This is a genomic window from Chromobacterium sphagni (assembly GCF_001855575.1).
Lineage (GTDB): Bacteria > Pseudomonadota > Gammaproteobacteria > Burkholderiales > Chromobacteriaceae > Chromobacterium > Chromobacterium sphagni.
Window position 1 is genome coordinate 603,291 of record NZ_MKCS01000002.1, and the last position, 18,801, is coordinate 622,091.

At 64.0% G+C, this 18,801-nt stretch carries 17 protein-coding genes; 16 read left to right on the forward strand and 1 reads right to left on the reverse strand.

Going from position 1 to position 18,801, the window contains the following annotated elements; genetic code table 11:
- Positions 1 to 46: 46 nt before the first annotated feature.
- The 6 genes from leuC (at position 47) to leuB (ending at position 4,649) form a co-directional block, all read left to right on the forward strand.
- Complete coding sequence (gene leuC / locus BI347_RS18550; protein ID WP_071116691.1) at positions 47 to 1,462, forward strand: 3-isopropylmalate dehydratase large subunit; 1,416 nt, start codon at positions 47 to 49, stop codon at positions 1,460 to 1,462.
- 144 nt (positions 1,463 to 1,606) lie between these two features.
- Positions 1,607 to 1,792: a lipoprotein gene (locus BI347_RS18555; RefSeq protein WP_052878044.1), complete on the forward strand. Its 186-nt coding sequence runs from the start codon at positions 1,607 to 1,609 to the stop codon at positions 1,790 to 1,792.
- 32 nt (positions 1,793 to 1,824) lie between these two features.
- Positions 1,825 to 2,463, forward strand: a complete 639-nt coding sequence (gene leuD / locus BI347_RS18560) for a 3-isopropylmalate dehydratase small subunit (RefSeq protein ID WP_071116692.1) — start codon at positions 1,825 to 1,827, stop codon at positions 2,461 to 2,463.
- 36 nt (positions 2,464 to 2,499) lie between these two features.
- Positions 2,500 to 3,264 carry a class I SAM-dependent methyltransferase gene (locus tag BI347_RS18565; protein ID WP_071116693.1) on the forward strand — a complete coding sequence of 255 codons (765 nt, stop codon included), beginning with the start codon at positions 2,500 to 2,502 and terminating at the stop codon, positions 3,262 to 3,264.
- On the forward strand, positions 3,261 to 3,566 hold the full coding sequence (locus BI347_RS18570; protein ID WP_139167026.1) for a hypothetical protein: 306 nt from the start codon (positions 3,261 to 3,263) through the stop codon (positions 3,564 to 3,566). The genes BI347_RS18565 and BI347_RS18570 overlap by 4 nt, the downstream gene beginning before the upstream one ends.
- Positions 3,567 to 3,578: 12 nt before the next feature.
- On the forward strand, positions 3,579 to 4,649 hold the full coding sequence (gene leuB, locus BI347_RS18575) for a 3-isopropylmalate dehydrogenase (RefSeq protein WP_071116694.1): 1,071 nt from the start codon (positions 3,579 to 3,581) through the stop codon (positions 4,647 to 4,649).
- 72 nt (positions 4,650 to 4,721) lie between these two features.
- Here the strand turns inward: leuB and BI347_RS18580 are convergent, their stop codons facing one another.
- Complete coding sequence (locus tag BI347_RS18580) at positions 4,722 to 5,450, reverse strand: ice-binding family protein (RefSeq protein WP_071116695.1); 729 nt, start codon at positions 5,448 to 5,450, stop codon at positions 4,722 to 4,724.
- Between the two features lie 219 nt (positions 5,451 to 5,669).
- Between BI347_RS18580 and BI347_RS18585 the strand changes: the two genes are divergently transcribed.
- The 10 genes from BI347_RS18585 to accD all read left to right on the forward strand — a co-directional run bounded on the left by BI347_RS18585 (position 5,670) and on the right by accD (position 18,777).
- The gene (locus BI347_RS18585; RefSeq protein WP_071116696.1) at positions 5,670 to 6,167 is read left to right on the forward strand and encodes a GNAT family N-acetyltransferase; all 498 of its coding nucleotides are present in this window, start codon (positions 5,670 to 5,672) and stop codon (positions 6,165 to 6,167) included.
- 441 nt (positions 6,168 to 6,608) lie between these two features.
- Positions 6,609 to 7,721, forward strand: coding sequence for an aspartate-semialdehyde dehydrogenase (asd, locus tag BI347_RS18590; RefSeq protein WP_071116697.1), 1,113 nt, complete (start codon positions 6,609 to 6,611; stop codon positions 7,719 to 7,721).
- A 135-nt stretch (positions 7,722 to 7,856) separates the two neighbouring features.
- Positions 7,857 to 8,867 carry an aspartate-semialdehyde dehydrogenase gene (locus BI347_RS18595; RefSeq protein WP_071116698.1) on the forward strand — a complete coding sequence of 337 codons (1,011 nt, stop codon included), beginning with the start codon at positions 7,857 to 7,859 and terminating at the stop codon, positions 8,865 to 8,867.
- Positions 8,868 to 9,014: 147 nt separating this feature from the next.
- The gene (locus BI347_RS18600) at positions 9,015 to 11,255 is read left to right on the forward strand and encodes a motility hub landmark protein FimV (RefSeq protein WP_071116699.1); all 2,241 of its coding nucleotides are present in this window, start codon (positions 9,015 to 9,017) and stop codon (positions 11,253 to 11,255) included.
- 534 nt (positions 11,256 to 11,789) lie between these two features.
- Positions 11,790 to 14,225: a FimV/HubP-related protein gene (locus tag BI347_RS18605; RefSeq protein ID WP_071116700.1), complete on the forward strand. Its 2,436-nt coding sequence runs from the start codon at positions 11,790 to 11,792 to the stop codon at positions 14,223 to 14,225.
- Positions 14,226 to 14,401: 176 nt separating this feature from the next.
- On the forward strand, positions 14,402 to 15,190 hold the full coding sequence (truA, locus tag BI347_RS18610; protein ID WP_071116701.1) for a tRNA pseudouridine(38-40) synthase TruA: 789 nt from the start codon (positions 14,402 to 14,404) through the stop codon (positions 15,188 to 15,190).
- Positions 15,191 to 15,223: 33 nt separating this feature from the next.
- Positions 15,224 to 15,844, forward strand: a complete 621-nt coding sequence (locus BI347_RS18615) for a phosphoribosylanthranilate isomerase (protein ID WP_071116702.1) — start codon at positions 15,224 to 15,226, stop codon at positions 15,842 to 15,844.
- Positions 15,831 to 17,033: a tryptophan synthase subunit beta gene (trpB, locus tag BI347_RS18620; protein ID WP_071113446.1), complete on the forward strand. Its 1,203-nt coding sequence runs from the start codon at positions 15,831 to 15,833 to the stop codon at positions 17,031 to 17,033. The genes BI347_RS18615 and trpB overlap by 14 nt, the downstream gene beginning before the upstream one ends.
- Before the next feature lie 9 nt (positions 17,034 to 17,042).
- Positions 17,043 to 17,831: a tryptophan synthase subunit alpha gene (gene trpA / locus BI347_RS18625; RefSeq protein ID WP_071116703.1), complete on the forward strand. Its 789-nt coding sequence runs from the start codon at positions 17,043 to 17,045 to the stop codon at positions 17,829 to 17,831.
- 76 nt (positions 17,832 to 17,907) lie between these two features.
- Positions 17,908 to 18,777, forward strand: coding sequence for an acetyl-CoA carboxylase, carboxyltransferase subunit beta (gene accD, locus BI347_RS18630; RefSeq protein ID WP_071116704.1), 870 nt, complete (start codon positions 17,908 to 17,910; stop codon positions 18,775 to 18,777).
- Positions 18,778 to 18,801 lie beyond the last annotated feature (24 nt).

The window sequence follows — 18,801 nt, forward strand, 5'->3', positions numbered from 1 at the left end:
GAAGATGCAGTCAACGGCGCAGCGGCGCCACTCACGGGCACACGCCATGACTGCACAAACCCTGTACGACAAACTGTGGAACAGCCACCTGGTGCGCGAGGAGGCCGACGGCACCGCGCTTCTCTACATCGACCGCCACCTGGTGCACGAAGTCACCAGTCCGCAGGCCTTCGAAGGCCTGAAGCTGGCCGGCCGCAAGCTGTGGCGCATCGACTCGGTGGTGTCCACCGCCGACCACAACACCCCCACCGATCATTGGGACCAAGGCATCCAGGACCCGATCTCGCGCCAGCAGGTGGAAACGCTGGACGCCAATATCAAGGAATTCGGCGCGTTGGCCTACTTCCCGTTCAAGGACCACGGCCAAGGCATCGTCCACGTGATGGGGCCGGAGCAGGGCGCCACCCTGCCGGGCATGACCGTGGTGTGCGGCGACAGCCACACCTCCACCCACGGCGCTTTCGGCGCGCTGGCGCACGGCATCGGCACTTCCGAAGTGGAGCACGTGATGGCGACGCAGTGCCTGGTGGCCAAGAAGTCCAAAAACATGCTGGTGCGCGTCGATGGCAAGCTGGGCGCCGGCGTCACCGCCAAGGACGTGGCGTTGGCCATCATAGGCAAAATCGGCACCGCCGGCGGCACCGGCTACGCGATCGAGTTTGGCGGCGCGGCCATCCAGAGCCTGAGCATGGAAGGGCGGATGACGCTGTGCAATATGGCGATCGAAGCCGGCGCCCGCTCCGGGCTGGTGGCGGTGGACCAGAAAACCATAGATTACGTGCAGGGCAGGCCGTTTGCGCCCAAGGCGGGGCAATGGCAGCAGGCGGTGGCTTATTGGAACACCCTGCATTCCGACGCCGGCGCGCATTTCGACGCGGTGGTCGCGCTCGACGGCGCAGCCATCCAGCCGCAGGTCACCTGGGGCACTTCGCCGGAAATGGTGGTGGACGTGGGCGGCAAGGTGCCGAATCCGGCGCGCGAGAGCGACCCGGTGAAGAAGTCCGGCATCGAGCGCGCGCTGGCCTATATGGGCCTGCAGGCCGACACGCCGATAGACCATATTCCGGTGGACGTGGTGTTCATCGGCTCCTGTACCAACAGCCGCATCGAAGACCTGCGCGAGGCCGCCGCGGTGGCGAAAGGCCGGCAGAAGGCCGCCAGCGTCAAGCAGGTGCTGGTGGTGCCGGGCTCGGGGCTGGTGAAGGCGCAGGCCGAGGCCGAAGGGTTGGACAAGGTGTTCACCGCCGCCGGTTTCGAATGGCGCGAGCCGGGCTGTTCGATGTGCCTGGCGATGAACGCCGACCGCCTGCTGCCGGGCGAGCGCTGCGCTTCCACCTCCAACCGCAATTTCGAAGGCCGCCAGGGCCAGGGTGGCCGCACGCATCTGGTGAGTCCGGCGATGGCGGCGGCGGCGGCGGTGGCCGGCCATTTTGTAGACGTGCGCCAGTGGTCCGTTCAGTAAGCAGCGGTTTGCTCCGGCGCGCCGGGAGCAAACGTCGGGACGCGGTGTCGAAGAGCGGGGAAGACCGGCAGGGCCGGCTTAGGTAGAATCTTCCGTTTTCTTTGTCCGACAGCCCGGCTGTTGATTTGAATGGAGCATCGCATCATGAAAAAAGAGATTGTCTGGATTGGCCTGGCCTTGCTGCTGGCGGCGTGCAACACCGTGCAGGGCATCAAGACCGACGCCAAGGAAGGCGGCCAGGCTGTGGGCCATGGCCTGCAGAAGGCCGGCCAGGCAATCGGCAACGCGGTGGAAAAAGGCGGCGAAGCGATCAAGCGCACCGCCGAGTAAGTCCCCGCTGCCGTACCTAACGGAGCGCAATAATGAAAGCATTCACCACTTTGAAAGGCCTGGCCTGTCCGCTGGACCGCGCCAACGTCGATACCGACGCCATCATTCCCAAGCAGTTCTTGAAGTCCATCAAGCGGTCCGGGTTCGGCCCCAACCTGTTCGACGAGTGGCGCTATCTGGACCATGGCGAGCCGGGCATGGACAACAGCAAGCGTCCGCTCAATCCGGACTTCGTGCTGAACCAGCCGCGCTACCAGGGCGCGCAGGTGCTGCTGGCGCGCGAGAACTTCGGCTGCGGCTCCAGCCGCGAACACGCGCCGTGGGCGCTGGACGACCAGGGCTTCAGGGTGGTGATCGCGCCCAGCTTCGCCGACATCTTCTTCAACAACTGCTACAAGAACGGCCTGCTGCCCATCGTGCTGGCGGCGGAGGCGGTGGACCTGCTGTTCCGAGAATGCGAGGCCGCTGTCGGCTACCAGCTGACGGTGGACCTGGTGGCGCAAACGGTCACCACGCCGGCAGGCCAAACCTTCTCTTTCGACATCACCGAACACCGCAAGCATTGCCTGCTGGGCGGCCTGGACGAAATCGGCCTCACCCTGCGGCACGCCGACGAGATCAAGGCGTTTGAAGCCCGGCGCCGCCAGCAACAGCCCTGGCTGTTCGCCTGAGCGGATCGTCCGTCAACCAGCCGGGAGGAGATCGCGATGCGCGAAGCCGGACATGCAGAACGGGTGCAGCAGCAATTTGGCGAACAGGCGGCGGCCTATCTTTCCAGCGTCGTCCACGCCCAGGGCGAAGAGTTCGCCCAGTTGCGGGATGCGGTGGCGGCGCAGGCTGGGGCCAAGGTATTGGACCTGGGTTGCGGCGCGGGGCACGTCAGCTTTCAGGTGGCCGAGCGGGCCGGGCAGGTAGTGGCTTATGACCTGTCGGCGTTGATGTTGCAGGTCGTGGCGGATGAGGCGGCGCGGCGCGGGCTGCTCAATGTGGATACCCGCCAGGGCGCGGCGGAACGGCTGCCGTTCGCCGACGCCGAGTTCGACTTTGTCTTCAGCCGCTATTCCGCCCACCACTGGAGCGACGTGCCCTTGGCGCTGCGTGAGGTGCGGCGGGTGCTGAAGCCCGGCGGCCGTGCCGCCTTCATCGATATTGCCTCGCCCGGGGCGCCGCTGCTGGACACCCATCTGCAAGCGGTGGAGGTGCTGCGGGATACCAGCCACGTGCGTAATTATTCTCATGCCGAATGGCACGCCATGCTGGCCGCCGCCAGCCTGCACGCCGAGCGCAGCCAACGCCTCAGGCTGCGGCTGGAATTTTCTTCCTGGGTGGAGCGGATGCGCACGCCGCAGCTCATGCAGCAGGCGATACGCGTTTTGCAACAGAGCATGGGGCGCGAGGTGCGGGATTATTTCGACATCGGCGACGACGGCAGTTTCAGTTCCGACGTGCTGGTGTTGTGGGCCACGGCGTGAACGCGGCCAGGCGGGAAGGGCGGCGCGGCTGGCTGGCCTGGCTGTGCCGCCATCCCTGGCTGGCCTTTGTGTTGCTGGGCCTGAGCTTTTTGGTGTTCGGCGCCGCCACCGTCAACCTGGCCCTGCTGCTGCAACTCAATCTGAGACTGTGGCTGGACGTGGGGTGGCAGGCCGCGATGGACGGCGCCTTGCGCCAGTTGCTGGAATTGCTGATATCGGGCTACGCCGCGATGGCGGCCTACATCGTATTCAAATGTTGCGAGCGGGTGCTGGTGGAACGGCTGACCCGGCGCGACGATTAAAACCGAAAAGGGATGAACATGAAGATCGCCATTCTGCCGGGTGACGGCATCGGACCGGAAATCATCGCCCAGGCCGAGCGCGTGCTGGACGTGCTGCGCCGCGACGGCCTCAAGCTGGAAACCGAACACGCGCCGCTGGGCGGCGCCGCTTACGACCAGTACGGCGCGCCGTACCCGGAAGCCACACAAACGCTGGTGCGCGAAGCCGACGCCGTGCTTTTGGGCGCGGTGGGCGGTCCGCAATACGACAAGCTGGAGCGCCCGTTGCGGCCGGAGCGCGGCCTCTTGGCCATCCGCAAGGACCTGGGCCTGTTCGCCAACTTGCGCCCGGCCATTCTGTACCCAGAGCTGGCCAACGCCTCCACGCTAAAACCGGAAGTGGTGGCCGGGCTGGACATCATGATCGTGCGTGAGCTGACTGGCGACATCTACTTCGGCCAACCGCGCGGCATCGCGGTCAACGAACTGGGCGAGCGCGAGGCCTACAACACCATGCGCTACAGCGAAAGCGAAGTGCGCCGCATCGCCCATGTCGCCTTCGGCATCGCGATGAAACGGAATAAAAAGCTGTGTTCGGTGGACAAGGCCAATGTGCTGGAAACCACCGAATTCTGGAAAGAGATCATGATAGACGTGGCGGGCGAGTACCCGCAGGTTGAGCTCAGCCACATGTACGTGGACAACGCCGCCATGCAGCTGGTGCGCAATCCCAAGCAGTTCGACGTGATGGTGACCGGCAATATCTTCGGCGACATCCTGTCCGACGAGGCCTCAATGCTCACCGGCTCCATCGGCATGCTGCCCTCGGCCTCGCTGGACCAGAACAACAAGGGCCTGTACGAGCCCAGCCACGGTTCGGCGCCGGATATAGCCGGCCAGAACCTGGCCAATCCGCTGGCCACCATCCTGTCCGCCGCGATGATGCTGCGCTACAGCTTTGGCCAGGAAGCCGCCGCGCAGCGCGTGGAGGGCGCGGTGAAGAAGGTGCTGGCGCAAGGCTACCGCACCGGCGATATCTTCGAGGCGGGCTGCGAGAGGGTGAGCTGCTCCGGCATGGGCGACGCGGTGGTGGCGGCCTTGTAAGCTGCGCGATGCGGATGCCGCGCCTGGTTCAGGGCTGGCGCGGCATTGTCGGTTTCGTTTGTCCCGGAGCCTCTACAAGGGCGCACTGCAACCAAAAATGCTGGTGCCCGTGACGGTATTGGCGACCCGGGCCAAGGCCCGGCCGGTTAGCGTTCCGCCGGTTAGCGTGATGGATCCTACGCCGCTGTTGCCGGCGAGGATGCTGCCCTTGACGCTCGAGGTGGTCAGCGTAGCGGCGGAGCCGACCGCCCAGTACACCTTGCATGGTTGTCCACGACCGGTCATGACCACCGAGAAGTTGGTGCCGGTAAGCGCGGCGCCGACTTTGAAAATCCAGACGCCGCTTGCGGGGCCGTTGAGCGTCAGGATGGTGTCTGTGAAGGTGACCGCGGCAGGGAAGCAATAGACGCCCGGGGCCAGGGGGCCGAGCACCGGCAGATTGCCGGTAAACGCCGGGGTCGAGATGGTCTCAGTGCATGGGCGGGACTCAAGCGCCGAGTAGGCTCTAAGCAAGTCTTCCTGCGCTTGATCTGCGGCCGCATTGGTCGCAGGGGGGCTTTCGCCGCCAATCGTGCAGCCGGTATTGGTGAAACCTCCGGGATAGACGCCAATGTTTCCGGCCAGCACTGAGCCTGCGGTGCAGGTGACGTTGGTGCCGCCCAGGACGGCGAATTTCGCCGCAGCTCCCAGCGTCACTTGAGCATTGGCAGGGCTGGCGACGGCGAATAGCGCCGCGATCCCAAGCAAGCATGAAAGCAGGAGCCTCTTGCTTGCAATGGCTAAATTTTCCGTGTTGCTCATGTGTTGCTCCTTTCCTCTTCGGCAGATAGGCATCAATGCACGGCCGGCGTTTCGGCAGGTGCGGGGCTATTCAGAATTATTCGCTGCGCGTTGTCGATGTTCTGTGCGCTGTCGTACAAGCGGCGCATCATTGCGCGTGGCTTCGCATTGAATTCCTCAAGAAGGGGGTGGTTGGAAACAGATCATGAACAGGCGCGGTTGCGCTCCTGGAGGACTTCCATGTATGTAATTCGTCTCGCCACCCTGGCCGATCTTGATGGCATTGCTTTGATGCTGCAGGAGAATTCGTCTTCTCGCGGCGGCGCGCTGACCGGGGAGTTTTCGACCGACAAGGTCGAGGCCATGTTGCGTGGAGGCCTTTGCAATGTGCTGGCATTGCGTGAAGGCAAGGTGGCGGGGGCGCTGTTCAGCAGCGAGGCCAGCCGTCTTGCAGACTCTTTGGTGGTGCGGGCCATGCGGCAGGCTTGGCCTGGCAGTCCCGACGCCTATGTTTATGGGCCGGTCTGCGTGGCGCAAGCGGAGCGAGGCATGGGTTTGTCCGGCAAGCTCTATGCGCGTTTGCAGCAAGAATTGCCGGGACGAGAGGCGATTCTTTTCATACGCAAGGACAATGCCGCGTCGTTAAACGCGCATTTCAAGCTGGGAATGCGCGAGGTTGCGGCTTACACGCTGGATGGTTTGGATTACGTGGTTTTGAGCGGGGCGCCGCAGCCTTAGCGGATGCTGCGGCCATAGCTGGAACGCGCGCAGCAGAGGAGGAAGGCGCTGGCGCATGACTACCGCGCCGGCGATATTTTCGCGGCGGGTGGCGAGAATAGAGTCCGGGCAATGGAATTTCTGAAGCACGGCATCAAAATTATGGCCAACCTGGCGTTGGCGGTGTTGGCAGGCACTATCGCGCCAATGGTTAAAATATAATTGACGGTAAGTTGGTTCCTGCCGAGTGGAAGGTTTTCGTTGTTTATGCCCTGCTGTTCTATGTTGTGTTCATCGCGCCTTAATCTATTGTTTTGCATACCCTCACAATAAAAACGATTTACCCCATTGCCTGCCGCCGTGGCGCGCTGCACAATGGGCTAACAAAAATTCAATCGCTGCCGGGGCGCAGATCCTGGCGCGGCAGCAATTTGGACTTAGGACAGACTCGGGAGAATTTCAGTGAGAGTAGGCTTTGTAGGTTGGCGAGGCATGGTGGGTTCCGTGCTGATGCAGCGCATGCGCGAGGAGAACGACTTTGCGGTGATCGCCGAGCCGGTGTTCTTCACCACCTCCAATGTCGGCGGCAAGGCGCCGGACATCGGCCGCGACGTGCCGGCATTGAAGGACGCGGGCGATATCGACGAGCTGAAGACGATGGATGTGGTCGTCACCTGTCAGGGCGGCGACTACACCACCGAAGTCTACGGCAAGCTGCGTGAAGCTGGCTGGAAGGGCTACTGGATAGATGCGGCCTCTTCGCTCCGTATGGAGCCGAACGCCATCATTATCCTGGATCCGGTCAACAAGAACGTGATCGAGCAGGGCCTGGCCAGCGGCGTGAAGGACTACATCGGCGGCAACTGCACCGTTTCGCTGATGCTGATGGCGCTGGGCGGGTTGTTCCAGAACGATCTGGTGGACTGGGCCACGTCCATGACTTACCAGGCCGCTTCCGGCGCCGGCGCCAAGAACATGCGCGAGCTCTTGTCCGGCATGGGCGCCATCCACAGTCAGGTGGGCGATCTGCTGGCCGATCCGGCTTCCGCCATCCTGGACATAGACCGCAAGGTGTCCGACTTCCTGCGTTCCGATGCTTTCCCGGACCAGAACTTCGGCGTGCCGCTGGCCGGCAGCCTGATTCCGTGGATAGACAAGGACCTCGGCAATGGCCAATCCAAGGAGGAGTGGAAGGGCGGCGTGGAGACCAACAAGATATTGGGCCGCGGCGCCAATCCGGTGTCGGTGGACGGCCTGTGCGTGCGGGTGGGCGCGATGCGCTGCCACAGCCAGGCGCTGACCATCAAGCTGAAGAAGGACGTGCCGCTGAACGAGATCGAAGCCATGTTGGCCGCCGCCAATCCTTGGGCCAAGGTGGTGCCGAACACACGCGAGGCCTCGATGCGCGACCTGACCCCGGCCGCGGTGACCGGCACATTGGCCACTCCAGTAGGTCGCCTGCGCAAGATGGCGATGGGCGGCGAGTATCTGTCCGCCTTCACCGTGGGCGATCAGTTGCTGTGGGGTGCGGCCGAACCGCTGCGCCGCATGCTGCGTATCCTGATTGAGCGCTGACAGGTAGAATAGGCGTCAGCCTGAGGCCGGCATTTGCCGGCCGTCACAGAACACAAGGGCACTTAGGTGCCCTTTTTGCGTGGATTTGCCGGCCGGCTTTCACTCGGTTGGCGCAGTAAGAATAGGAAACCAATCATGTCGACATCCCTTCAACTTGCCGTAGTGGGCGCCACCAGCCTGGTGGGCCAGGCCATTCTGGAACTGCTGGCCGAGCGTAATTTCCCGGCCGCCCGCGTGTTCGCGGTGGACAGCGCCGACCAGGACGGCAGCACTGCATCCTTTGGCAATCTGGAGCTGGACGTGCATATGGTGGACGAGTTCAACTTCGAGAATGTCGGCATGGCCATCTTCGCCGCCGGCAGCGCCATCGCCCGCGAATACGCGCCGCAGGCGCGCGATGCCGGCGCGGCGGTGGTCGACTTCAGCTCCGCCTTCCGCAACGATGCCGGCGTGCCGCTGGTGGTGCCGGCCATCAATCCCGCCGCGCTGGCGGACCTGGGCCACGCGCCGCTGGTGGCGGTGCCTAATTGCACCACCACCCCGCTGGCGCTGGCGCTGGCGGCCCTGCTGCCGTTGGAGATCAAGCGCGTCAGCGTGGCCACCTACCAGGCGGTGTCAGGCAGCGGCCAGGCAGCGATGGAGGAAATGGCCGACCAGACCACCGCGCTGTTCTCCCATCGCGACGCAGAGGTGAAAGCCTACGACAAACGCATCGCTTTCAACGTGCTGCCGCAGATCGGCGTGGTGGACGAAAACGGCGACTCGGAAGAAGAGCGTTCGGTGCGCGACGAAACCGCGCGTTTGCTGCAACTGGCGCCGGAATCGCTGGAAATCACTTGCGTGCGCGTGCCGGTGTTCTTTGGCCATTCCTGGGCGGTTCAAGTCGAACTGCATAAGGAGTTTGATCTCGAGCAAGTGAAGAAGCGCCTGCAGGCCGCAGGATTGAAGGTAGTGGGGCAGGATCAGCACGGCGGCTATGTGACGCCGATGGAAGCCACCGGCAACGAGGTGGTCTGGGTGAGCCGCTTGCGCGTGCACGGCAAGGTGGCAAGCCTGTGGCTGTCGGCGGACAACGTGAAGGCCGGCGCGGCGATCCATTGCGTGCGCATCGCGGAAATCCTGGCGGGGCAGAGCGCGCTGATGTAAGCGGCGTCTGCGGCCCGCTTGGCCAGGGATCGTTATGAAGTCTAGCTAAACGCCACGGCAGGGCCTAAGATCGTAGCAGTTGCCCATTAGCCCGCAAGCGGGTCTATAGCCTATAAAATCAAATGAGACCGTGCCGGAAGGTAGACAGTGAGAAATCAGGGAAAACTCAAGCTTTGCGTCCTGTTGATTGGCCTGGCGTGCTCTGTCGGAGCCTGGGCGGGATTGGGGAGGATTCATCTCCGCTCCAATCTTGGCGAGTTGCTGAAGGCTGATATCGAAATGACCGGCGTGCAGTCCGGGGAGCTGGATGCCGTCCGGGTGGGGCTGGCCAGCATCGATACCTTCCAGGCGCTGAATGTCGATTACGCCTCCTCGCTGTCCCAACTGCGCTTCGCGCTGAGTCCCGATCCGCGCGGCGCGCTGATCCGCGTCAGTTCCACCCAGCCGATCACCGATCCCTACCTGCGTTTTGTCGTGGAGGCCAGAGCGCCGTCCGGACGCTCGGTGCGCGAGTACACGGTGCTGCTGGACCCGGCCAATTACAATGCCGGCGGCCAAAATATCGTGCAGGACGTGCCAAGCTATGCCGACAGCGACCAGGCTGGCCGCTATCAGGCGGCTCCGCCGGCCAGGGTGCGGCCCGTCGAACCGAGCGTGTTGAAAGTGAGGCAGGGCGCCACCCTGCGTTCGCTGGCGCAGCGGGTGCGGCCGAAGGGCGCATCGCTGCGTCAAACCATGGCGGCGCTGGTGCAGGCCAATCCCGATGCGTTCGATGAAGGTGATGTCACGCATCCCAAGGCCGGCGCCATCCTGAAAGTGCCGTCGCCGCGCAAGATCAAGGCGTTGAAAGCTGTCCAGGTAGCCAGCATTCTGGGCGACGCCGCTCCGGCTTCGGCCGCGTCCGCTGGCAGCCAAGCGGCTTCGCCGGCGGGTAAGAGCGGGGGCGACGTGCTCAAGCTGGTGCCGGGAGACAGTGTAGACAACGCGCGGCTGAACGATTTGCAGCAGCAGATCAATGCCCGCGAAAAGGCTTTGCAGGACGCTTCGGCGCGGATTGCCGCGCTGGAACAGGAACTAAAGGCGATGAGAGGCGGCCAGCCGATGCCGGCGGCGCCGGCCATGGCTTCGGCCCCGCTGGCCGCGGCCAGCGCTCCGATGGCCAGCGCGCCCAAGCCGATGGTCAAGCCGGCGGAACCGCCGCACCCGGTCAAGAAGCCGGTTCTCGCCCATGCGGCGCCGATGCCTCCGGCCAAACCATCGTTGCTGGACAGGTTGATGGCCAACTTGCCGTTGCTAGGCGGCGGTGTCGCCGGCGTGGGCTTGCTGGCGCTGCTGGGGGTGATGATTGCCAGGCGCCGCGGGGCGGCGAGCGGCATGTCGGCCGCCAGCGCCACGCTGGCGCGCTCCACCGTTACCGGGCCTGGCCCCAGCACCGTGGGCGGCAGCCATTCCTTCATGAGCAACTTTACGCAGGCGGCTGGCGCCATCGATGCGGCCGAAGTGGACCCGGTGGCCGAGGCCGAAGTGTATATCGCCTATGGGCGCGACCAGCAGGCCGAGGAAATCCTGAGGGATGCATTGCAGAAGGACCCATCCCGGCACGAGGTCAGGATGAAGCTGATGGAGGTGTATGCCGCGCGTCCCGATACCGCCAGTTTCGAGCGTTTGGCCCGGGAGATGAACGCCGCTTTCGACGGCAAGGGCGCGCTGTGGGCCAAGACCATCACCCTGGGCCGCGCCATCGATCCGGACAATCCACTGTACCAGATGGCTCCGGAGGCCGAGCAGGAGTTGGCCGCAGCGGCGGGCGGCGGCGTCATCGACCTGGATCAGGAGTTGTTCGGCGAGCAGGCCCCGGTGGCCGAGGTCGCCGTCGCCGCGCCGGAAGCGCTGGAGGAGGCGGATCCGTTGGCAGCCTTGTTCGACACGCCGGCGGGCCAGCCTGTTGCTGAGCCGGAAGGCCAGGGCAGCGCGCTGGATTTCGACTTGGAAGCCATGCTGCCGACCGAGCCTGGGCCGGCGCAGGCCGAGGAAAAGACGCCGGAGGCCGACGCCGGCATGCTCGACTTCGACTTCAATCTGGACGCGGCAGCGGCGGAGGAGACCAAGCCGGCCGCGGAAGCCGCCGGCGGGCTGGAGTCGCTTTACGAGGACATGCTGGCTGAAACTCCGGCCGAGGCGACAGCTTCGGCGGCAGAGCCCGCGGTTGAGGCCGAGGGCATGTCTGTGATGGACGACCCGTTGTCCACCAAGCTTGATCTTGCCAAGGTGTATCTTGATATGGGCGACCGCGAAGGCGCGCGCGAGGTGTTGCAGGATTTGCTGAGCGAGGCGCAGGGCCCATTGAAGGATGAGGCCAAAGCGCTGCTGGACAGGATCAGCGCCTGATTTTCGCCGCGGATTGATTCAATGGCCGGGTGTCTGTTTTCAGAAACGACACCCGGCCATTTTTTATCCGGGAGGTTCCCATTGCCGCATGTCTCTGGCGTGGATGGATTGTTCGGCGCCGGGGCGATGGTTTCGCGAGCGCGCCGCTTATTGCCGCCGTATTTTGATTGGCGCGGATGTCGCGGATGGCGCAATGAGATCGCTGGCAATGGCGGCTAGGCGGGCCGCAATTTCTCGTTGAGCGTAAATCCATCTATCGCTAAAGGGAATTAAGTGGCGGATGATTTGCTATGCACAATTTCCGGCCTATTTTATAAAAGACGGCCATTGAAATTGTGCGGTCGCCGGCTTGTCAGCAAATAGTGGCTTGAGGTTTAATCGCAGGGGTTTATCAGGATTGTCAGTCGTCTTGGGGTTTGTTGATTTCAGTGCGGGGTCATGGCGGATTTCGGCGAGGGCAGCGTATCTGTCTGGCCTGGATAAAACATGCAAGCAAATAGGTTGGGGAAGTACATGAAGGCTGCAAACTTTCGCATGGCAAGCTTGGCTCTGTTGATCGCGGGGCTGGGCGGAGTCTCGGCGGCCCAGGCGGGGTTGGGGCCTATCCATGTGCTGTCCGCCGACGGCGAGGCGTTTTCAGCCGAAATTCCGGTGGTAAATGAAGACATCGAGGATTTCGCCCAGGCCGACCTGGCCGACCGCAACCATTATCCCTTGTTGTCCGCTTACAGCGGTTCGGCCGCTGTATTGCAATTCAATCTAGTGCGCGGCGGCGATGGCCATATCCAGAAAGTCCTGGTCAAGGGGCCGGCCAGTTTCAGCGAGCCGCTGCTGCGTTTCGCGGTGGAGGTGCGCTGGCCGGACGGGCGGCTGGTGCGCGAGTTCGAGGTCGATTACAAACGGGATGGCCCGCGCCGCAAAGAGCCGGCGCCGGTCGGCGGCGACGACGGCAAGCGCCATGTCGCGTCATCGGACCAGGGGTCGCGGCTGGATGGCGCGGGCCTGGGCGAACTCAAGGTCAGCTCCCGGCTGGGCGAACCGTTGCAGGCTGAGCTGAATCTATTGGGGGCCGTGTTCGATAAGACCGACCAGGTGCAGGTGGCCATTTTCGCCGATGCCTCCCAAGGAGGGGCGGTGCCGGAGCAATTGCAGCAAGTGGCGTCCATCATGCATAAGCTTGACCGTGCCGCCGACGGCAGGCATGTGTTGCAGCTGGCCTCCACTCTGCCCATCACCGTTCCGCGCCTGGCTTTCCGGGTGGAGGTGAGGGCGGCGGGCATCAAGGTCCAGAAGGATTATGCGCTGATGCTGGAGAGCGCGCCCCCGTCCCAGGCCAAGACCGACGCGGCCGCGCATCCCGCGGGACAGCCGCCGGCGGCGAAGCAGGAGGCGGTCCGGACATATATGGTCCGCAAGGGCGACAGCCTGTCGGCGATAGCCGCGCGCGTGCGCGGCCACGAGTCCGGCGAGAATGTTGCGGGCAGATTGTTGAAGGACAATCCGGATGCCTTCATCGACGGCGACGCCAACCGGCTGCTGGCTGGGGCCGCCTTGCATTATCCGGAGCAGTGGAAGCTGCGCAGCGAGCCTGCGCGCCACCATGCCATGGAAAAGGCCGCTGCGGCAGACGATGCCTCCAAGCTCGCAGCCAAGCCCGGTGCCATGGCCAAGTTGCTGGCCGATGTGCGGCCTGCGGCGTCGGCCAAGGCCGAAGCCGCGAAACCGGCTCCTACCCCTGCGGCAAGCAAGCCGCAGGCATCCTCGCCGACGGCGCTGGTCGCCGAGCGCCGCATGCACGACATGCTGGTGATGCAGGACAAGGCGCTGAAACAGACCGAAGCGCGCGCCAAGGCGCTGGAAGAGCAGATTCGCAATGTCCAGCAGCACAAGAAAAAAACTCCCGAGCCGCAGTCCGCGCCGACGGCGCCGGCAAGCAAGCCGGTTCCTGTGACGCCGCCAAAACCGGCGGCGCCCGCGATGGCGGCCTCTGCGGCCAAGGATCGCATCGCCGCTCCGGTCGCCAAGCTCGACGAGCTGGATACGTATCCGATAGAGGTCAAGGCGGTAGTCTCCTCCGCGCCGCGTCCGGCGGCCCCGGCGATGGCCGCGCAGAACAAGCCGGTGCCCAAAGCCGCCGAATCCAGCATGATGGACGACGCGCTGTCGGCGCTGGGCGACCGGGATATCCAGTTGCGCTTGGGCGGAGCCGCCGCCGCGCTCGCGCTGGTGGCCTTGTTGCTGATGCGCAGAAAGCGCAGCCGGCAGGATGGCGGCGCGGCGCCGATGTCCGATGACGCCGCGCGCCAGAAGGCGGCCTCGATGCTGACCCTGGGCCCGCTGACTTCGCTGATGAGTTCGCTGAAAAAGGGTGACGGCATCGATCTGGGGTCGGTGGACGTGATGGCGGAGGCCGAGGTCTATCTCGCCTATGGCCGCGACGATCAGGCTCTGCTGATCCTGCGGGAAGGCATGGTCAAGGAGCCTATGCGGCAGGACTTGCGCTACAAGCTGCTGGAAGTGCTGGCAGCGCAGCCCAACAAGGAGGAGTTCGTCAAGGAAGCCTCTGTCACCCATGGCATGTTCAGCAAGGACAGCACTTTCTGGATGAGAGTGTGCGAACTGGGCCGCGCCGCGGTGCCGGGCAATCCGTTGTTCGAGACGGCCGCTACGCCGCAGACGGTGGTGATGCCCGCAGTCGGCTCGATGCAGCCGGTTGCCGCGGCTCGGGTGCCGGATCCTGATCCGGAGGCGGACCCTAGAGTGAGCCTGCGGGTGGAGCTGGGGACGCCTCCGCCAGTCGTTCCGGAAACCCGGACAGTTCTGGAGGCCCCGCCTCCATTGGCCGAGCAGTCTGCGCCGCAGGCTGAGGAGGTCGACCGCGAGAAGCTTGAACTGGCCAAGCTCTATATGGAAATGGGCGACAAGGAAACCGCCGAAATCCTGATGCGGGAGGCGCAGCAAGGACGGTAGGCAGGGCAACCGGCGCAGGCCGGCAAGCAAATGGCACCGGGCAGGCAGACGGTGCCATTTGCTTTTGTGCGGGTCTGGACGTGGCGCAAACCGGGCCGGATAGGGTAGAGTGGCAGTTTTGTCGCTCCGGACGCTGGATGGCGTCTTGGATGTAGGGTACGAATGAAAGAGTGGGCATGAGAATCGCGCTCGGCATTGAGTATGACGGTCGGGCGTTTGCCGGCTGGCAAACCCAGCCGCATGGCAATACGGTGCAGGACAGGCTGAATCAGGCGCTGTGCCGGATCGCAGGCAATCGAAGCATTGCCACCTTGGCGGCTGGCCGAACCGACGCCGGTGTGCACGCGGCGATGCAAGTGGTGCATTTCGATACCGATGCCGTACGCCCGCTCAATGCCTGGGTGCGCGGCGTCAATGCGCTGTTGCCGCCGGAGATCGCCGTGGTGTGGGCGCGGGAAGTGGATGAGTCTTTCCACGCCAGGTTTTCCGCCTTTTCCCGCAGTTACAGCTATTTCTTGCTGACCAGCCCGGTCCGGCCCTGCCTGCTGGCCGGCAAGATAGGCTGGTTTCACCAGGCGCTCGATGTGGCCGCGATGCGCGCGGCGGCGGACAGGCTGCTGGGGCGGCATGATTTCTCCAGCTTCCGCGCTTCGGAGTGTCAGGCCAAGTCGCCGGTCAAGGACTTGCAGTTGCTGGCGATCCACGACAACGGCGGTCTGCTGCGCTTCGACCTGAAGGCCGATGCCTTCCTGCACCATATGGTGCGCAACATCGTCGGCGCCTTGGTGTACGTCGGCAAGGGCGCGCTGGCTCCCGACGACATGTCGGCGCTGCTGTCCGCTTGCGACCGTACCAGCGCGCCGCCCACCTTCATGCCTGACGGCTTGTACTTGACCGGGGTCGGCTATCCAGAACAGTTCTCCCTGCCGTCGCAATCGGTGGGGGAGCGGCTGGTCTTGTGGTAATACTTGATTGTCATAATCAGGGCGTAATGAGCGATGATCAGAATCAAGATATGCGGCATTACCCGACCTGAGGACGGCGTGTCGGCGGCTAGCCTGGGCGCCGACGCCATCGGCCTGGTGTTTTACGGACCGAGTCCGCGCAATGTCAGTCTGGAGCAGGCGCGGGCGGTGATCGCGGCGCTGCCGCCCTTTGTCAGCGTGGTGGCCTTGTTCGTCAACCCCGCGCGGGAATGGGTGGAGCAGGTGCTGGATGCCTGCGCCATCGACATATTGCAGTTTCACGGCGAGGAAGAGGCGGAATTCTGCCGTTCTTTCCACCGGCCTTACCTGAAGGCGGTGCGGGTCAAGCCTGGAGTGGATCTGCAGGAGTGGGCGCGGCGCTACTCAGATGCGCGTGGCTTGTTGACCGACGCTTTCGTCGAGGGCGCGCACGGCGGCACCGGCACCACTTTCGACTGGGCCTTGCTGCCCGACAAACTGTCTTTGCCGCTGGTGCTTTCCGGCGGCCTGGACGACGGCAATATTGCAGAAGCCGTACGCCGGGTGCAACCGGCGGCGGTGGATGTCTCCAGCGGTGTGGAGGCGTCCAAGGGAATCAAAGATGTCGCCAGAATGGCGGCGTTCATATCAGGAGCAAGACATGGATCGGTATGATTTTCCGGATGCACAGGGCCATTTCGGCCCTTATGGTGGCGTCTATGTCGCGGAAACCTTAATGGTGGCGCTGGACGAATTGAAGGCGGAGTACGCCCGAGTCAAGGCCGATCCGTCGTTCTGGCAAGAGTTCCACCATGAGCTGAAGCATTACGTCGGCCGTCCCAGCCCGATCTATCACGCCAAGCGCTGGTCCGAACAACTGGGCGGCGCGCAAATCTACTTGAAGCGCGAAGACCTCAACCATACCGGCGCGCACAAGATCAACAACGCCATCGGCCAGGCCCTGCTGGCCAAGCGTATGGGCAAGAAACGCGTGATCGCCGAAACCGGCGCCGGCCAGCATGGCGTGGCCACCGCCACCGTGGCGGCGCGCTATGGCATGGAGTGCGTGGTGTACATGGGCGCGGAGGACGTCAAGCGCCAGTCGCCCAACGTGTTCCGGATGAAGCTTTTGGGCGCCACCGTGGTGCCGGTGGAGTCCGGCTCCAAGACGCTGAAGGACGCGCTCAACGAAGCGATGCGCGACTGGGTGACCAACGTCGATTCCACCTTCTACATTCTGGGCACCGCCGCCGGCCCGCATCCTTATCCGATGCTGGTGCGCGACTTCGTGTCGGTGATAGGCGAGGAGTCCAAGATTCAGATGCCGGAAATCATCGGTCGCCAGCCGGACCTGGTGGTGGCTTGCGTCGGTGGCGGCTCCAACGCCATCGGCATGTTCTACCCCTATATCGGGGTCGACGGCGTGCGCATGGTGGGGGTGGAGGCGGGCGGCCACGGCATCGCCAGCGGCAAGCATGCCGCTCCCATCTCCGGCGGCGCGCCGGTGGGCGTGTTGCATGGCTCCAAGAGCTATCTGATGCAAGACGACGACGGCCAGATCATCGAAACCCACTCGGTGTCGGCCGGCCTGGACTACCCGGGCGTAGGTCCCGAGCATTGCCATCTGAAGGATATCGGCCGCGCCGAGTATGTGGCGATCAACGACGACGAGGCATTGAGGGCATTCCACGACTGTTGCCACCTGGAAGGCATCATTCCGGCGTTGGAATCCAGCCACGCGCTGGCTTGGGCCGCCAAGACCGCGCCGACCATGGGCAAGGATAAGGTGATCCTGGTCAACCTGTCCGGCCGCGGCGACAAGGATATCAATACCGTGGCCGGCTTGTCCGGCATCACGCTGTAAGGGGGCTGTATGTCACGTATTGCCAAGTGTTTCGCCGATCTGGCCGGCAGCAAGGCCCTGATCCCGTTCATCACCGCCGGCGATCCGACCCCGGGACTGACCGTGTCGCTGATGCATGGCCTGGTCGACGGCGGCGCCGACATCATCGAACTGGGCGTGCCGTTTTCCGATCCGATGGCCGACGGCCCGGTGATCCAGCGCGCCTCGGAGCGCGCGCTCAAGCACAAGGTGGGTCTGCGCCATGTGTTGGAGATGGTGGCCGAGTTCCGCCGCAGCAATGTGGAGACCCCGGTGGTGCTGATGGGCTACCTCAATCCCCTGTGCGCGATGGGCTATACCGAATTTGCCGGTAAAGCCAAGGCGGCGGGCGTGGATGGCGTGCTCACGGTGGACTGTCCGCCAGAAGAGGCCGCGGAATTGCAGGCGGCGCTGGATGCCGCAGGCCTGGACACGGTATTCCTGATCGCCCCCACCACACCGCCTTCGCGTGTGGCGGAAATCGCCAAACTGGCGCGCGGATACGTTTATTATGTGTCTCTGAAGGGGGTGACCGGCGCCGGACATCTGGACATTGATGACGTAGCGCGTAAAATTGCTGCCCTCAGACAACAACTGCCGTTGCCGATAGGGGTGGGTTTTGGGATTCGCGACGCCGCGACCGCCAAAGCCATCTCGACCGCCGCCGACGCGGTGGTGGTGGGCAGCCGGCTGGTACAGGAAATCGAGGCGGCGACACCCGAAACTGCCAGAGAGCAGTTAACTCATCTGGTGGCCGAATTGAAGGCCGCCATCCGCTAGAACATCGACGGGGGCGGCGCCCCCGTTGCAATGTGGCCGGGATGTGTCCCGGACACTCAAGATTCAAGGAGTCAGCATGAGCTGGTTGAACAAGCTCCTGCCGCCGAAGATCAAGCGCGAAAACCGCGCTGACAAGCCTTCGGCGGTACCGGAGGGGCTTTGGAGCAAGTGCCCGGAATGTGAAGCAGTTTTGTATTACACCGACCTGGAGAGCAATCTGCAGGTCTGCCCCAAGTGCAGCCATCATCATCCGTTGACGGCGCGTCAACGCCTGAACCTGCTGCTGGACGACGAAGGCCGGCGCGAGATAGGCGAGGAAGTCCGTCCGGTAGATATCCTGAAGTTCAAGGACAGCAAGAAGTACCCGGACCGCCTGGTCGCCGCCAAGAGCGATACCGGTGAGGACGACGCGCTGGTGGTGATGCAGGGCAGCATCCATTCGCTGCCGGCAGTGGTGGCTTCGTTTGAATTCAAGTTCATCGGCGGCTCCATGGGCTCGGTGGTGGGCGAGCGCTTCGTGCGCGGCGTGCAGGCGGCGGTTGAAGCCAAGGCGCCGTTCATCTGCGTGGCGGCCTCCGGCGGCGCGCGGATGCAGGAGGGTTTGAACTCGCTGATGCAGATGGCCAAGACCAGCGCCGCGCTGCAGCTGCTGTCCGAGAATAAGCTGCCTTTCATCTCGCTGCTGACCGACCCGACCATGGGCGGCGTCTCCGCCTCGTTCGCCTTTCTGGGCGACGTGGTGCTGGCCGAGCCGAAGGCCCGCATCGGCTTCGCCGGCGCCCGCGTGATCGAGCAGACCGTGCGCGAAACGCTGCCGGAAGGCTTCCAGCGCGCGGAATTCCTGCTGAACAAGGGCGCGGTGGACATGGTGGTGGACAGGCGCGAGCTCAAGCGCAAGATATCGAGCCTGATTACCTTGCTGATGAGGGAGCCGGCACCGGTATAAGTCGCGCTCGCCGAGGCCATGACG

Excerpts from the sequence above, each read along its gene's own strand:
- BI347_RS18565 (WP_071116693.1), top strand. The coding sequence starts at position 2,500 with ATGCGCGAAGCCGGACATGCAGAACGGGTGCAGCAGCAATTTGGCGAA.
- trpA (WP_071116703.1), top strand. The coding sequence starts at position 17,043 with ATGTCACGTATTGCCAAGTGTTTCGCCGATCTGGCCGGCAGCAAGGCC.
- BI347_RS18555 (WP_052878044.1), top strand. The coding sequence starts at position 1,607 with ATGAAAAAAGAGATTGTCTGGATTGGCCTGGCCTTGCTGCTGGCGGCG.
- BI347_RS18585 (WP_071116696.1), top strand. The coding sequence starts at position 5,670 with ATGTATGTAATTCGTCTCGCCACCCTGGCCGATCTTGATGGCATTGCT.
- leuC (WP_071116691.1), top strand. The coding sequence starts at position 47 with ATGACTGCACAAACCCTGTACGACAAACTGTGGAACAGCCACCTGGTG.
- BI347_RS18595 (WP_071116698.1), top strand. The coding sequence starts at position 7,857 with ATGTCGACATCCCTTCAACTTGCCGTAGTGGGCGCCACCAGCCTGGTG.
- trpB (WP_071113446.1), top strand. The coding sequence starts at position 15,831 with ATGGATCGGTATGATTTTCCGGATGCACAGGGCCATTTCGGCCCTTAT.
- BI347_RS18580 (WP_071116695.1), bottom strand. The coding sequence starts at position 5,450 with ATGAGCAACACGGAAAATTTAGCCATTGCAAGCAAGAGGCTCCTGCTT.
- leuB (WP_071116694.1), top strand. The coding sequence starts at position 3,579 with ATGAACATGAAGATCGCCATTCTGCCGGGTGACGGCATCGGACCGGAA.
- truA (WP_071116701.1), top strand. The coding sequence starts at position 14,402 with ATGAGAATCGCGCTCGGCATTGAGTATGACGGTCGGGCGTTTGCCGGC.
- leuD (WP_071116692.1), top strand. The coding sequence starts at position 1,825 with ATGAAAGCATTCACCACTTTGAAAGGCCTGGCCTGTCCGCTGGACCGC.
- BI347_RS18615 (WP_071116702.1), top strand. The coding sequence starts at position 15,224 with ATGATCAGAATCAAGATATGCGGCATTACCCGACCTGAGGACGGCGTG.
- accD (WP_071116704.1), top strand. The coding sequence starts at position 17,908 with ATGAGCTGGTTGAACAAGCTCCTGCCGCCGAAGATCAAGCGCGAAAAC.
- BI347_RS18605 (WP_071116700.1), top strand. The coding sequence starts at position 11,790 with ATGGCAAGCTTGGCTCTGTTGATCGCGGGGCTGGGCGGAGTCTCGGCG.